Genomic DNA, 13,456 nt, shown 5'->3' on the forward strand with positions numbered 1-13,456 from the left:
CCTCTACCCTCAGACTTTCCCGCCGGTGCCGTTGGTCCATTCGACGATCGGCTGCCACTGCTCCAGGTCCTTCTCGACCCGGCTCTTCGCGACGTCCCACAGCGTCAGCCCGTGTGCGGCGAGCTGCACGTAGTTCTGCGTGTCGCGCAGATAGCCGAGCACCGGCAGCTTCAATCCCTCGACGAAACGATGCAGCTGCTCGGCCGAGCGGGTGCGCGCATCGACGCGCATGCCGACCACGCCGACCTCGATCGCGCCCTTCCTGACCGCCTTTTCCTTCGTGAGCCGTTCGAGAAATTCCTGGGTCGCGAGGATATCGAACATCGACGGCTGCAGCGGCACGATCACCTTGTCCGCCAGTTCCAGCGCGAGGCCCAGGCGGTTGCCGTGCAGGCCGGCCGGGGTGTCGATGACCGCGTGTTCGAGCCCCTTGGGCGGCTTCGCGGGGGCGTCCGGATTGACCTCCCAGGTTTCGATGACGGGCAGCGTCGCGGGCCGCAGATCGAGCCACGCGTGCGCGGACTGCTGCTTGTCGAGGTCGGCCAGTGCGACCCACTCGCCCATCGCCGCGAAATAGCCGGCCAGATTGGTCGATAGCGTGCTCTTGCCCACGCCGCCCTTCGGATTCGCCACCACGATCACCGACATGAATTCTCCCGGAAAGAAGGCTGGACGCCGCCAGCCGGTTTGCCGCGCTACTGCTGTTGCTCTGCTATGACTGCTGCGGTTGCCGCTGCGGTTGAGTTCGCGCACGAGCTTCGCCCAGCGGTCCAGCCGTTGATAATATCGACAAATCCAGCGTGGCCGAAGCCCCCGCGACGCGAATCGGCCGTCTGGCCCCGCCGTTTTTTTCGACAAGGACCCGAATCTCATGAGCAATCTGCGCCCGGAATACACCGTCGAACGTCTGCACGAACGCCAGAAAGGCAGGCTGCCGGAGCTGCTCGGCGTACGCGTGCTGTCGGTCGATCAGGACACGCTGGTCGCCGAACTGACGGTGCGCGATGAAGTGCTCGCGCCGAACGGCTTCCTGCACGCGGCGACTGTGATCGGCCTTGCCGACACCGCCTGCGGCTACGCGTGTCTCGCGCATCTGCCGGAGACCGCGCGCAATTTCACGACGATCGAACTGAAGAGCAACTTCCTCGGCACCTCGACCCAAGGCACGATCCGCGCGGTCGCGAAAGGCGTGCATCTGGGGCGCAGCACCCAAGTGTGGGATGCGACCGTCACCGGTCCGGACGGCAAGACGATCGCGCTGTTCCGCTGTACGCAGATGGTGTTGTATTGAGCGTCATGTGGCGCGAGCCCGCCCGGCTCGCGCCGGTGCAAACGCGATAGCACGCGGTCTGGCAGGCGCGTGCTTTTTTTGCGCCGCGCCGGGCCGATTGGCCAGCGTTACCGCAGCGCCGCGAAGAGCCGCTCCAGGTCCAGATGCTCGGCCAGCGTATCGGCAAGCCGCTCCAGCGACGCCTCGCGCAACGCCGGGTAGTCGACCGGTTCGGCGTCGCTCAAACCGGCCCAGCCGAGCAGCGCCGCGCACGCGGCCGGCGTGTCGAACAGACCGTGTACGTAGGTCGCGAGAATCTGGCCATCGGCGGACAACGCGCCGTCCGCACGCGCGGCAGCCGCGCCGCCGCCGGGCTGACCATCGCCCCGCTCATCGTGCTGACAATCGAGCCGCAGCGCGGGCGCAGCAAGCGCCGGCCCGCGCGTCTCGCCCATATGAATCTCATAGCCGGCAACCTCCGGCGCGCCCGGCAGCGCGAGGCGCCCGGTCACGTTCTTCAGCGTCTTCTCGCGCGTGAGCACCGTCGAATAATCGAGCCAGCCGAGCCCCGCGAAAGTGCCCGGCGCGCCCTCGATCCCGTGCGGATCGGCAATCTCGCGCCCCAGCATCTGCATCCCGCCGCAAATGCCGATCACCCGTCCGCCGTAGCGCAGATGGCGCGCGAGCATCTCGTCCCAGCCCTGCTCGCGCAGAAACGCGAGATCGCCCGGCACATTTTTCGAGCCCGGCAGGATGATCAGATCGGCGGCCGGCATCGGCATGCCGCTGCGCACGTAGTGAAAATCGACTTGCGGATGCACGCGCAGCGCGTCGAAATCGGTGTGATTGCTGATGTGCGGCAGCACCGGCACGACCACCCGCAGCACCCGGCCGCCATCGCCCGGAACGCCCGCACCGGCCGCGCGCAGTTCGGGCGGCAGCATGTCCTCGGCATCGAGCGTCAGCCCGTGCAGATACGGCACCACGCCGAGCACCGGCTTGCCGGTCTGCGCTTCGAGCCAGTCGAGGCCGGGCTGCAACAGGCTGACGTCGCCGCGAAAGCGATTGATGATGAAGCCGCGCACGCGCGCCTGCTCGCTCGCCGACAGACACGCGAGCGTGCCGGTCAGATGCGCGAACACGCCGCCGCGATCGATGTCGGCGACCAGCACGACCGGACAATCGACCGCCTCGGCGAAGCCCATGTTGGCGATGTCGCGCTCGCGCAGATTGATCTCGGCCGGGCTGCCCGCGCCCTCGACGAAAATCGTGTCGTACGCCGCGCGCAGCCGCGCATACGACTGCAGCACCGCCTCGAACGCGACCGGCTTGTAGTCGTGATACGCGCGCGCATCGAGATTCATCCGCGCCTTGCCGTGGATGATCACCTGCGCGCCACGATCGCTGGTCGGCTTCAGCAGCACCGGGTTCAGATCGGTGTGCGCGGCGATCCCGGCGGCCACCGCCTGCAGCGCCTGGGCGCGGCCGATCTCGCCGCCGTCGACGGTCACCGCGCTGTTCAGCGCCATGTTCTGCGGCTTGAACGGCGCGACCCGCGCGCCGGCGCGCCGCGCGAGACGGCACAGCCCGGCGACCAGCGTGCTCTTGCCCGCATCGGACGTGGTGCCCTGGATCATCAGCGTGCCGCGCGGCACGGGCAACGCGTCGAAGGGGGTCTTGGTTCGGGTCACGGCGAGGCGCTCGGGTCGGAAGATTGGCGGTGAACAGGCGAGCGGCATTATCCCACCGCGCCGGTACAATCTCGCGATGACTTCCCGCGATCTCACCTTCGTCCTCGGCGGCGCCCGCTCGGGTAAGAGCGCGCACGCGGAGCGGCTTGCCAGCGACAGCGCGCTGCCCGTCACCTACATCGCCACCGCGCGCGTGACCCACGACACCGAATTCAGCGCGCGCATCGCGCATCATCGCGAGCGGCGGCCCGCGCATTGGGGGCTGGTCGAAGCGGACCGCGATCTGGCCGGCGCGATCACCCGACACGACGCGCCGGGCCAGTGCCTGCTGATCGACTGCCTGACGCTGTGGCTCGCAAATCTGCTGTGCCCCGCCGACGGCGCCGCCGCCCCCCTCTCCGACTACCACGCGCACTGCGCCGCGCTCGAAGCGGCGCTCGCCGGCGCGCGCGGCAAGCTCATCGTGGTCAGCAACGAAATCGGTCTGGGCGTGGTGCCGTTGGGCGAAGCCACGCGCCTGTACGTCGACGAACTCGGCCGCCTCAACCAGCGCGTCGCCGCGGTGAGCAGCACCGCGACGCTGCTGGTCGCCGGCCTGCCGCTCGCGCTCAAAGGCGCGGGCCGCGCGTGATGCTGACGCTGACGATGCCGCTGATCGCGACGCTCGCCGTGCTCGGCGTGATCGTCGACCGCTGGTTCGGCGAGCCGCGCCGCGCGCATCCGCTGGTCGGCTTCGGCAACTGGGCCGCGCGCCTCGAGGCGCGCTTCAATCACGGCCGGCGGCTGCGGATCAAAGGCATGCTCGCGTGGGCGCTGGCGGTGCTGGTGCCGGTGGCGATCGCGTGGATGCTGGTCGCGGTGCTGCCGTTGCTGGCGGCCTGCGCGCTGCACGTCGCGCTGCTGTGGTTCGCGCTCGGCGCGCGCAGCCTGCGCGATCACATCGCGCCGATCGGGTACGCGCTCGGCCAGCACGACATCGACAGCGCGCGCGAGTTGACCGCGCGAATCGTCTCGCGCGACACCGCCCAAGCCGACGAAGCCGCGCTTGCGCGCGCGGCCGTCGAATCGGCGCTGGAGAACGGCAACGATGCAATTTTCGGCGCGCTGTTCTGGTTTGCGATCGCGGGCGGCCCCGGTGCGCTCGGCTTTCGCCTCGCCAACACGCTCGACGCGATGTGGGGCTATCGCACGCCGCGCTATCTGCGCTTCGGCTGGGCCGCCGCGCGCCTGGACGACGTGCTCAACTGGATTCCCGCGCGCCTGACCGCGACGACCTATGCGCTGCTCGGCGACACGCTGACCGCGTGGCGCTGCTGGCGCGAGCAGGCGCCGCGCTGGGACAGCCCGAACGCGGGGCCGGTGATGGCGGCCGGCGCCGGTAGCCTGAACGTGCTGATCGGCGGCGCGGCCGTTTATCACGGCACGCTCGAACAGCGGCCGACGCTCGGCTTCGGACATCCGGCCGAAGCGCGGCATATCGGCGCCGCGTTGGTGCTGGTCGAGCGCTCGCTGATTTTCTGGCTGGCCGTGCTGCTCGTGCTGGCGTTGCTCAGTGTGCCGTTGCATGGCTGAGCAGATCGCACACGGCGGCAACCTGCACGAAGCGGCGATCCGCTACGGCATTGCGTACGAGCAGTGGCTCGATCTGTCGACCGGCATCAACCCGCACGGCTATCCGGTGCCGCCGGTGCCCGCCGACGCATGGCGGCGCCTGCCCGACGATGGCGACGGCTTCGCCGCGCGCGCCGCGCACTACTACGGCGCGCCCGCCGCCGCCCACGTGCTGCCGGTCGCCGGCAGCCAGGCGGCGATCCGCGCATTGCCGACGCTGCTGCCGCGCGCGACGGTCGGCATCGCGCCGCTCACCTACGGCGAATACGCGCCCGCGTTCGCGCGCGCCGGCCACGCAATCGCCACGCTCGACGTGCACAGCGACACGCTGCCCGCCGCGCTCACGCACGTCGCGATCGTCAATCCGAACAACCCGACCGCCACGCATGTCGATGCCGCCCGGCTACTGCGCTGGCACGCGCAACTGCGCGAGCGCGGCGGCACTCTGCTGGTCGACGAAGCGTTCGCCGATACGTTGCCGCGCGAATCGCTCGCGGCGCACACGCATCGCGACGGGCTGATCGTGCTGCGCTCGCCGGGCAAGTTCTTCGGTCTCGCGGGCGTACGCGCCGGCTTCGTGCTGGCCGCCCCCGCGCTGCTCGCGCGCTTGCGCGATGCGCTGGGCGCGTGGACGGTCAGCGGCCCCGCGCGTCACGCGGTGAGCGCCGCATTCGCCGACACCGCATGGCACGCGCAAATGCGCGCACGGCTCGCCGAGGAAAGCGCGCGGCTGTTCGGGCTGCTGCGTGCGGCGGGTTTCGCGACGCGCGGCACGCCGCTATTCGCATGGACCGACGATGCGCGCGCCGCCACCTTGCACGAGGCGCTCGCGCGGCGCGGCGTGTGGACGCGCCTCTTTGCGCCCTCGACGGACGCGCCGGGCGGCAGCATTCGTTTCGGGCTGCCAGGGACCGAGGCCGAGTGGCTTCGCTTTGAAGAACAACTGCAACGCGCCGTGCAAGAGATCCGATGAACCGAGTTATCCGCTACTGCTGTTGCGTCGCGAACCTGCGCCGCCCGCGCCGCCCGCTGCGCGCGGCGGCCGCCCTGTCGCTTGCGCTCACCGCTTTGAGCACCCACGCCGCAATCACCGTCACCGACGACAGCGGCGCCACCGTCACGCTGCCCGCGCCCGCGCAACGCGTGATCAGCCTCGCGCCGCACGTGACCGAACTGCTGTACGCGGCCGGCGGCGGCTCGAAAATGGTCGGCGCGGTGTCGTACAGCGACTACCCGCCGGCCGCGGAGCAACTGCCGCGCGTCGGCGACAACAAGGCGCTCGACCTCGAACGCATCGTCGCGCTGAAGCCCGATCTGATCGTCGTGTGGCGCCATGGCAATGCGCAGCGCCAACTCGAACGTCTGCGCGAGTTGCACGTACCGCTGTTTTTCAGCGAGCCGCGGCGCCTCGACGACATCGCCGTATCGCTGACGAAGCTCGGTCAATTGCTCGGCACCTCGGCGACCGCGGATGCGGCGGCAGCCGCCTATCGCAGCGACATCGCGAGGCTGCGCGCGCAGTACTCGCAGCGCCCGAGCGTCAGCGTGTTCTACCAGGTCTGGGATAAGCCGTTGATGACCCTGAACGGCGAGCACATGATCAGCGACGTGATCGCGCTATGCGGCGGCCGCAACGTATTCGCGGGCCTTCAGCCGCTGGTGCCGACGGTCTCGATCGAAGCGGTGCTGGCCGCCAATCCGGAGGCGATCGTGACCGCCGCGCCGGGCGCGACGCGGCCCGACACGCCGCTGCCGCAACTCGACACATGGCGCGCGTGGCCGCGCGTCGCGGCGGTCGCGAACAACAATCTGTTCGCGATCGACGGCGATCTGCTCAACCGTCCCGCGCCGCGCCTCGCGCAGGGAGCGCAGTTGCTGTGCGAGGATCTCGAACTCGCGCGCTCACGCCGGAAGTAGGCACCGGGCGCCGTCACGCTCACGCATTCCACCGCACCAGCGCCCACTGCTGCGTCTCGTCATTGCGCCGCAACCAGACGATCCCGGTCATATCGAGCTGCCATTGCAGGCAGTGCGCGAGCGGCACCTCCAGCACCCAGGATGCGATCGCGCGCATCACCCCCGCATGCGTGACCACATACGCGGGCGACAGCTCGCGCGTCTTCGCAAACGCATCGAACCACGACTGCACGCGCCCGACGAACTGCGCGACGCTCTCACCGCCATGCGCGCGCGCATGCTCGAAATCGGCGGCCCAGTCGTCGAGTTGCGCGCGATCGATCGCGTCCCAGCGCTGTGTCTCCCAGGCGCCGAAATCCATTTCCTTCAGATTCTCGTCGTGGCTGACCACGCAGCCGAAATCGTTGGCGATCTCGGCCGCGAGCGCCGCGCAACGTGTCAGTGGGCTCGAAATCAGCACGCGCGGCGCGGGCACCTGCAAGGCCACGAACTTCATCGCGAGCGCGTTCGACGACACCTCGGCGTCTTCGGCCAACGCGACGTCGCTGTGGCCGTAACAGACGCCCGCATCGAGCGCGACGGCCGGATGACGAATCAGGACGATATCCATGCGAGCCCCACCAGGTAGATGCTCAATTCGAAGATTTGCTGCGCGAAGCCGAGACAGTCGCCGGTATAGCCGCCGATGCGTCTGACGAAATAACGGCCGATCGCGAAGCGTAATGTGAATAGCACAGCGCACGTGAGCGCGGCGAACCGCCAGTCGGGCGCGCCGGGCCCGTTCGGCCACAGCAGCCACGGCAGGCCGAACAGCGCCGCGCACACCAGCGCGGGGCCGCTCAGGCGCTGCGCGACCGGCTTCGCCTTGCCCTCGGCGCGCACGTAATCGAGCGTGGCCAGGTAGCTGATCGCGCACGCGCGGCTCGCGCCGTGGGCGGCAATCATCAGACTGGCGGCACGCACCGGCGGCAGGGACGCGAGCGTTTGCCACTTCATCGCCAAGACGATCACCAGCGCGATGGCGCCGAAAGCGCCGATGCGTGAGTCATGCATGATGCGCAGCGCATCGTCGCGGGAATATGCGCCACCGAACGCATCGACGCAATCGGCCAGACCGTCTTCATGAAACGCGCCGGTCACCAGCAACGACGCGGCCATCGACAGCAGCACCGCGACGCCGGCCGGAAACACCCGCAACGCGGCGAGATAGACGAGCGCGCTGAAGCCGCCGATCAATACGCCGACGAGCGGAAAATAGCGCGCGGCCTCGTTCAGATAGTGCGGTTCGTAGCCGACCCAACGCGGCACCGGCACACGCGTGAAGTAACCGAGCGCGGTGAAGAAATAGCGCAATTGCGTGAGCGGGTTCATCGGCGAAGCGAGGACGTAGTGGTTTTGTCAGACATCGCGATCCGCGACGCCCGCCGAATCGAAGCTCGCCATCTCATTGAGAAACGCCGCCGCCGCGCGCAGCAGCGGCACCGCGAGCGCCGCGCCGGTGCCTTCGCCCAGCCGCAGGTCGAGCGACAGCAACGGCTGCGCGCCGAAGTGATCGAGCATGCGCCGGTGCCCGGCCTCGTTCGACGCATGCGCGAACACACAGTAGTCGCGCACGTCGGGCGCGAACGCATCGGCGACCAGCAGCGCCGAGGTCGCGATAAAGCCGTCGACGAGGATCGTCATGCGCGCTTCGGCAGCCGCCAGATACGCGCCCGCCATCATCGCGATTTCGAAACCGCCGAAGGTCGCGAGCACGTCGAGCGGCGCGCGCGCGTCCGGGTGTCGCGCGAGCGCCGATGCCAGCACGTTGCGCTTGCGCGCGAGCCCGGCGTTGTCCAGACCAGTGCCGCGGCCGACGCATTCGTCGATCGGCACGTCGCACAGCCGGCTCATCAGACAGGCGGCCGCCGACGTGTTCGCGATCCCCATCTCGCCGAAGCCGATCACGTTGCTGCCGAGCGCCGCGTGATGACGCACGCGCGCGGCGCCTGCCTGCATCGCGGCGAGCGCTTCGGCCGGCGTCATCGCCGCTTCGTGCGCGAAGTTGCGGGTGCCGCGCGCGACCGGAATGTCGACTAGTCCGGCAGCCGACGGCAACGGCGTCGCGACGCCCGCGTTGACCACTTCGAGTTCGACGCCGGCCACGCGGCTCAGCGCATTGATCGCCGCGCCGCCGGCGACGAAGTTGGCGACCATCTGCGCGGTCACCGCTTGCGGATACGGACTCACGCCTTCGGCCGCGATGCCGTGATCGCCGGCGAACACGATCATCACCGGGCGCTGCACGCCCGGTCGCGTGCTGCGCTGGATCAGGCCCATCTGGCGGGCGAGCGTTTCGAGCCGGCCGAGGCTGCCCGGCGGCTTGGTGCGCGTATCGATCAGCTGTTGCAGCTCGGCGCGTAACGTTTGATCGAGCGGCGCGACTTCAGGTAAACCGGCTGGACACGGATGGCGGGTCATAGGTGCGAGAGAAAGCGGAAAAGAGTGATGTCGAGAAAAGCTCAGCCTGACGAGACGTCATGCATCGCCGCCGATTCATGCGGCGAGCGCGGCGCGGGAATCAGCGCCTCGTGCTCGCCGTCGCGAATCAGAATCAAGGGATAGCCGAATGCGCGGCTCGCCAGTTCGGGCGTCAACACGTCGCGCACCGGACCCGCATGCGCGCCGCCGTTGCCGTCGAGCAGCAACGCGTGGGTCGCGAAACGGCGCGCGAGGTTCAGGTCGTGGCACGAGAACAGCACGCAGCGCGGCAGCCCGGCTGCCCACTCGCGCGTCCACGCGTTCAGCGCTTCGAGACAGTCGATCTGATGATGCAGGTCCAGATGCGACAACGGTTCGTCGAGCAGCAACAGCGGCGCCTGCTGGCACAGCACCGCCGCGAGCGCGACGCGCTGGCGCTCGCCGCCCGATAACGACAGCACGTCGCGGGCCGCGAACCGCGCGAGGCCGAGCACCTCCAGCGCCGCGTGCGCGGCCGCGCGATCCTCGTCGCGCTCCCAGCCCCAACCGGTCAGATGCGGGAAGCGGTTCAGCAGCACGATATCGAGCACGCTGGCGCTGAACGCGTCGGCCGCGCTTTGCGGCATCAGCGCGCGACGTCGCGCGAGCGCTTGCGGCTGCCAGTCGGCGAGCGGCACGCGATCGAGTTCGACGTGACCGGCCGACGGTTGCAATAGTCCCGCGAGTGTCGACAGCAGCGTCGTCTTGCCGGCGCCGTTCGGGCCGGCGATGCACCAGATTTCGCCGGCATGAAAGCTGTGCGTGAATGCGTCGAGCAGCGTGCGCGCGCCGGCGTGCAGGCTCAGGCGTTGCGCGCTCAGCAATGCGGTGGCGGAGGGGGTGGCTTCGATCATCGGCGACGCTTGAGCAGCATCCAGAGAAACACCGGCACGCCGACCAGCGACGTAATCACGCCGACCGGCAACTGCGCGGGCGCGATCACGGTGCGCGCGATCAGGTCCGCGCCCATCACCGCGACTCCGCCGCCGAGCGCGGCGGCCGGCAACAGCATCCGTTGATCGTTGCCGAACGCGAGCCGCAGCATGTGCGGGACCACCAGACCGACGAAGCCGATCGTGCCCGCCGTGGTGACTGCGGCGGCCGCCGCCAGCGACGCGACCAGGTACACGCGCAAACGCAGCGGCATCACCGCGACGCCGAGCGCCTGCGCGGCGGCGTCGCCGCGCAGCAGCACGTTCAGACGCGGCGCGGCCGGCAGGATCGCGATCAATGCGGCTGCCAGCGCGAGCAATGCGGTCCACGGCAGCGCGCCGCCGTTCAGATCGCCGGTCAGCCAGAACAGCATCCCGCGCAAGCGGCTGTCGGGCGCGAGATTGAGCAGCAGCGTGATCAGCGCGCCCCACCCGGCCGCGATCACCGCGCCGGTCAACAGCAGACGCGGCGAGGTGTCCTGCGGTTCGCCGCGCCACAACTCGCGGCGTGCGAGACCGAGCACCAGCAGGATCGACACGAACGCGCCCGCGAATGCGCTTGCATCGACGAGCCACCATGCGCCGCCCGCAATCATCGCGACCAGCGCGAACGTCGCCGCGCCGCCCGACACGCCGAGCACGTATGGTTCGGCCAACGGATTGCGCAGCAGTACCTGCAACAGCGCGCCCGCGAGTGCGAGCAGCGCGCCGCACGCAAAGCCGGCGAGCGCGCGCGGCAAACGCAACGTGCGAACGATCTCGCCGGCGAGGTCGTCGGCAGGCGCGCCGCCGGTGATCGCACCACCGAAGCCATGCGACGGCAGCAGCGCCGCGAGCACGCGCGACGGCGCGAGCGGCACGCTGCCGAGCGCGAGCGATGCCGCCAGCACGGCAAGCGCGACAAGCGCGAGCCCGAGCCAGATGAGCGCCGCGCGCTTCGCGTTCATCGTGTTCCTCGTGCTGATCGTGTTCATCGTGTGTGAGGCAGGCATCGTTGCGGGCAGCGAACCATGCGAGCGGCTCATTCGTGTGCGCTCATGCATGCGCGCCGCCGCCCACATGCGTCACTGCTGCTGCCAGCCGAGCGTGACATACGCACCGCGGCGCGGCGAGTTGTACGAATAGACCGTCTCATAGTCCTTGTTCAGCAGATTGTCGATATGCGCGCTCACGTACCACGCTTTCGTGATGTTGTAGCGCGCGGACAGATTCACGATCCCGTAGCCGCCGAGGTTGCCGCTGCTATCCACGCGCGGCCCGCTGACGATCCATTCGCCGCCGACCCGCCACGTACCGATGCTGCGATTCACCACGAACGACGCGAAGCGCCGCGCGCGCCGCACGAGGTCGACGTCGTTGTCGAGATCGACCGGATTTTGCAGCGTGAGCGCCGCGCGCACGTCGGTCTTGCCGACATGACCGCTCCACGAGCCTTCGAGTCCCTGCACCTTCGCATGACCGACGTTCTCCGCCAGATAGATGCCGGGGATCGTCTGCACGTAGTTGATCAGATTCGCGTAGCGGGTCTGGAACGCGGTCACGCGCATCACGCCGAGCGTATCCGATGCGTACTGCAAACCCGCTTCGACCGAATGACTGCGCTCGGGTTGAATCGATGGATTGCCGCTGTACGGATAGTACAGATCGTCGAAACTCGGCGCGCGAAATGCGTCCGAATAGCTTGCGGTTGCCTTCCAGTGCGACGTGATGTCGAAACCGTAGCCGAGATAGTAACTGTTCGCTCCGCCGAAATCGGAATACTGGTCGCGCCGTACGTTGGCCTGAATGCGGCTGCGGCCGAAGCGCGCGGTATAGCCCGCGAATACCGAATCGACGTGCCGGTCGGGCGCGGCGAACGTATCGGATTCGAGGCTCTGGTCGAGATGCTCGTAGCCGAGTTGCAGCTTCTGGTTCGCGGCGAGCGCGAAATCGTTCTGCCACGTGTACTGGCGATTGTCGGTATCGAAGCGGCCGTTGTAGATGCCGTTGGTGTTCGACACGCTGCGGTCGGCGCCCTCGGCAATCGTGAAGTGGGTGGTCCACCAGTCGGTCAGCTTGCCGTTCGCGAACACCGACACCTGACGCACCTTGCTGTACAGATTGTTCAGATCGGTCGGCACGCCGTACGCGTTGTCGTAGCTGTTGTTGCCGTTCGACTGCAAATAGCCGACGCCCGCATCCCACCTGTCGTTGAACTTGTGACGCAGCGATGCCGAAATGCTCTCATTCAGATAGCCGTTCGCATTCGGATTCGCGGCCGGCGCCTCGTTCGGATTGAGCGCGGAAAAGCCGTCGGTTTTGCTGCGCGCGAGCGCGAGGCTGAAGGTCGTGCGGCCGTCCTGATCGAGCGCGCCGTTCACGCCGGCCGTTTGCGTCTGCGTGTGATAACTGCCGTAGCCGACCGAAAAATTGAAACGCGGCGGATGAGCGCCGCCGTCTTTCGTGAATACCTGCACGACGCCGCCGATCGCACCCGAACCATATAAAGCGGACACGTTGCCGTTCACCACTTCGACACGGTCGATCTGATCGAGCGGCAACTGCGCGAGTTGCGCGGCGCCGAGGCTGACCGAATCGACGCGCACGCCGTCGATCAGCAGCAGCGATTGCGTCGACGACGCACCGCGCAGATAGAGACTCGTCGTCGAACCGGGGCCACCTGTACGCGTGATTTGCGCGCCGGGCGCGAATTGCAGCAGGCCGGGCAGATCGGTTGCGGTGGTGTCGGCGATGTCCTGCTGATCGAACAGCGTGGTTTGCTGGATCGTATCGGCGAGCGCTTGCGGCCCGCGCGCGGCGGTCACGACGACCGGCGCGAGCACGATCGGCGACGCGGTGGCGACAGTCGCACCGATCGCCGTTGCACTGACGTCGGCCGTGTTCGCGGCGTCTGGATTCGGCGCGCTCGAGTTAGCCCTCTTGTTAGCCCTCTTGTCAGCGCTCTTATCTACAGTTGCGCCGCTCTCGACGGTTGCGGCTGCGGCAACGTTTGCGCCGGTTGTGGATGTACTGGACTGCGCGCCTTGCGCATGCGCAACGAGCGGCAGGCTCGCGAACGCGAGCAACGCGGCGCGGGCGATAGCGGACAACATGGGATTGATTCCTGTGGAAAGCATGCGCGGCCTGCTTCCCCGCGGGCCGACGCGTCACGAGGCGCCCCGTTTCGATGTTTTCGTGGGGACGTCCCTCTTTTCTGGCCGGTATCCGGGCTACGACACATCGATCCCGCCTTCCCACGCATGATGCGCAGTGGCACACTCGCACGTTGAACTTCGAACCTGCGATCAGGATCGACCTGCATGAAGACCATGCGGTCGTTTACCGTTGCGGGGGCAGCGCAGGTTTCGCGTCGGCGGTCCGGAAACCGCGCGCGCCCTGCTTCCCGTTTAACCGCGTGCGCCGAAAAGCGCGCGCGGCACCAGAAGTGCGGAAGTTTAGGAGCGGCCTCGCGGGGCGTCAAGAAAGGTCAAGGCACGCGCAATCGAGCCGGTTGTGCGCGCATTATTGTCCGATGGATCCCGTCACTTTCCGCCTCA

At 68.3% G+C, this 13,456-nt stretch carries 13 protein-coding genes and 1 riboswitch; of the genes, 5 read left to right on the plus strand and 8 right to left on the minus strand.

Features of this window, described 5'->3' with window-relative positions; genetic code table 11:
* Positions 1–9: 9 nt before the first annotated feature.
* Complete coding sequence (locus LJ656_RS03890; protein WP_230507970.1) at positions 10–648, minus strand: ParA family protein; 639 nt, start codon at positions 646–648, stop codon at positions 10–12.
* 223 nt (positions 649–871) lie between these two features.
* On the opposite strand from LJ656_RS03890, the gene LJ656_RS03895 reads away from it, so the two are divergent.
* Positions 872–1,291: a PaaI family thioesterase gene (locus LJ656_RS03895; RefSeq protein ID WP_230507971.1), complete on the plus strand. Its 420-nt coding sequence runs from the start codon at positions 872–874 to the stop codon at positions 1,289–1,291.
* A gap of 107 nt (positions 1,292–1,398) precedes the next feature.
* On the opposite strand, the gene LJ656_RS03900 is transcribed toward LJ656_RS03895, so the two are convergent.
* A complete protein-coding gene (locus LJ656_RS03900; protein ID WP_230508364.1) occupies positions 1,399–2,907 on the minus strand; it encodes a cobyric acid synthase in 1,509 nt (502 codons plus the stop codon).
* Between the two features lie 130 nt (positions 2,908–3,037).
* On the opposite strand from LJ656_RS03900, the gene cobU reads away from it, so the two are divergent.
* Genes cobU through LJ656_RS03920 form a run of 4 tightly spaced genes read left to right on the plus strand, consistent with a single transcriptional unit; the run spans position 3,038 to position 6,489 of the window.
* Positions 3,038–3,592: a bifunctional adenosylcobinamide kinase/adenosylcobinamide-phosphate guanylyltransferase gene (cobU, locus tag LJ656_RS03905; RefSeq protein WP_230507972.1), complete on the plus strand. Its 555-nt coding sequence runs from the start codon at positions 3,038–3,040 to the stop codon at positions 3,590–3,592.
* Positions 3,592–4,533, plus strand: coding sequence for an adenosylcobinamide-phosphate synthase CbiB (cbiB, locus tag LJ656_RS03910; protein ID WP_230508365.1), 942 nt, complete (start codon positions 3,592–3,594; stop codon positions 4,531–4,533). The genes cobU and cbiB overlap by 1 nt, the downstream gene beginning before the upstream one ends.
* On the plus strand, positions 4,526–5,545 hold the full coding sequence (cobD, locus tag LJ656_RS03915; protein WP_230507973.1) for a threonine-phosphate decarboxylase CobD: 1,020 nt from the start codon (positions 4,526–4,528) through the stop codon (positions 5,543–5,545). Before cbiB ends, cobD begins: the two co-directional genes overlap by 8 nt.
* A complete protein-coding gene (locus tag LJ656_RS03920) occupies positions 5,542–6,489 on the plus strand; it encodes a cobalamin-binding protein (RefSeq protein ID WP_230507974.1) in 948 nt (315 codons plus the stop codon). The genes cobD and LJ656_RS03920 overlap by 4 nt, the downstream gene beginning before the upstream one ends.
* 19 nt (positions 6,490–6,508) lie before the next feature.
* On the opposite strand, the gene cobC is transcribed toward LJ656_RS03920, so the two are convergent.
* The 6 genes from cobC to LJ656_RS03950 are packed head-to-tail and all read right to left on the minus strand — an operon-like array spanning position 6,509 to position 13,012.
* Complete coding sequence (gene cobC, locus LJ656_RS03925) at positions 6,509–7,099, minus strand: alpha-ribazole phosphatase (protein ID WP_230507975.1); 591 nt, start codon at positions 7,097–7,099, stop codon at positions 6,509–6,511.
* On the minus strand, positions 7,084–7,860 hold the full coding sequence (locus LJ656_RS03930) for an adenosylcobinamide-GDP ribazoletransferase (RefSeq protein ID WP_230507976.1): 777 nt from the start codon (positions 7,858–7,860) through the stop codon (positions 7,084–7,086). Before LJ656_RS03930 ends, cobC begins: the two co-directional genes overlap by 16 nt.
* Positions 7,861–7,887: 27 nt before the next feature.
* Positions 7,888–8,949, minus strand: coding sequence for a nicotinate-nucleotide--dimethylbenzimidazole phosphoribosyltransferase (gene cobT / locus LJ656_RS03935; RefSeq protein WP_230507977.1), 1,062 nt, complete (start codon positions 8,947–8,949; stop codon positions 7,888–7,890).
* Positions 8,950–8,990: 41 nt separating this feature from the next.
* Positions 8,991–9,842 carry an ABC transporter ATP-binding protein gene (locus LJ656_RS03940; RefSeq protein WP_230507978.1) on the minus strand — a complete coding sequence of 284 codons (852 nt, stop codon included), beginning with the start codon at positions 9,840–9,842 and terminating at the stop codon, positions 8,991–8,993.
* The gene (locus tag LJ656_RS03945) at positions 9,839–10,945 is read right to left on the minus strand and encodes a FecCD family ABC transporter permease (protein ID WP_230507979.1); all 1,107 of its coding nucleotides are present in this window, start codon (positions 10,943–10,945) and stop codon (positions 9,839–9,841) included. Before LJ656_RS03945 ends, LJ656_RS03940 begins: the two co-directional genes overlap by 4 nt.
* A 39-nt stretch (positions 10,946–10,984) precedes the next feature.
* Entirely contained in the window at positions 10,985–13,012 is a 2,028-nt protein-coding gene (locus LJ656_RS03950) for a TonB-dependent receptor domain-containing protein (protein ID WP_230507980.1), read from the minus strand.
* A gap of 86 nt (positions 13,013–13,098) precedes the next feature.
* Positions 13,099–13,358, minus strand: a riboswitch (cobalamin riboswitch).
* Positions 13,359–13,456: the final 98 nt, after the last annotated feature.

The sequence above is a fragment of the Paraburkholderia sejongensis genome (assembly GCF_020880815.1).
Lineage (GTDB): Bacteria > Pseudomonadota > Gammaproteobacteria > Burkholderiales > Burkholderiaceae > Paraburkholderia > Paraburkholderia sejongensis.

Excerpts from the sequence above, each read along its gene's own strand:
- LJ656_RS03930 (WP_230507976.1), bottom strand. The coding sequence starts at position 7,860 with ATGAACCCGCTCACGCAATTGCGCTATTTCTTCACCGCGCTCGGTTAC.
- cbiB (WP_230508365.1), top strand. The coding sequence starts at position 3,592 with ATGCTGACGCTGACGATGCCGCTGATCGCGACGCTCGCCGTGCTCGGC.
- cobT (WP_230507977.1), bottom strand. The coding sequence starts at position 8,949 with ATGACCCGCCATCCGTGTCCAGCCGGTTTACCTGAAGTCGCGCCGCTC.
- LJ656_RS03945 (WP_230507979.1), bottom strand. The coding sequence starts at position 10,945 with ATGAGCCGCTCGCATGGTTCGCTGCCCGCAACGATGCCTGCCTCACAC.
- LJ656_RS03920 (WP_230507974.1), top strand. The coding sequence starts at position 5,542 with ATGAACCGAGTTATCCGCTACTGCTGTTGCGTCGCGAACCTGCGCCGC.
- LJ656_RS03950 (WP_230507980.1), bottom strand. The coding sequence starts at position 13,012 with ATGTTGTCCGCTATCGCCCGCGCCGCGTTGCTCGCGTTCGCGAGCCTG.
- LJ656_RS03890 (WP_230507970.1), bottom strand. The coding sequence starts at position 648 with ATGTCGGTGATCGTGGTGGCGAATCCGAAGGGCGGCGTGGGCAAGAGC.
- LJ656_RS03940 (WP_230507978.1), bottom strand. The coding sequence starts at position 9,842 with ATGATCGAAGCCACCCCCTCCGCCACCGCATTGCTGAGCGCGCAACGC.
- cobU (WP_230507972.1), top strand. The coding sequence starts at position 3,038 with ATGACTTCCCGCGATCTCACCTTCGTCCTCGGCGGCGCCCGCTCGGGT.
- cobC (WP_230507975.1), bottom strand. The coding sequence starts at position 7,099 with ATGGATATCGTCCTGATTCGTCATCCGGCCGTCGCGCTCGATGCGGGC.
- LJ656_RS03895 (WP_230507971.1), top strand. The coding sequence starts at position 872 with ATGAGCAATCTGCGCCCGGAATACACCGTCGAACGTCTGCACGAACGC.
- cobD (WP_230507973.1), top strand. The coding sequence starts at position 4,526 with ATGGCTGAGCAGATCGCACACGGCGGCAACCTGCACGAAGCGGCGATC.
- LJ656_RS03900 (WP_230508364.1), bottom strand. The coding sequence starts at position 2,907 with ATGATCCAGGGCACCACGTCCGATGCGGGCAAGAGCACGCTGGTCGCC.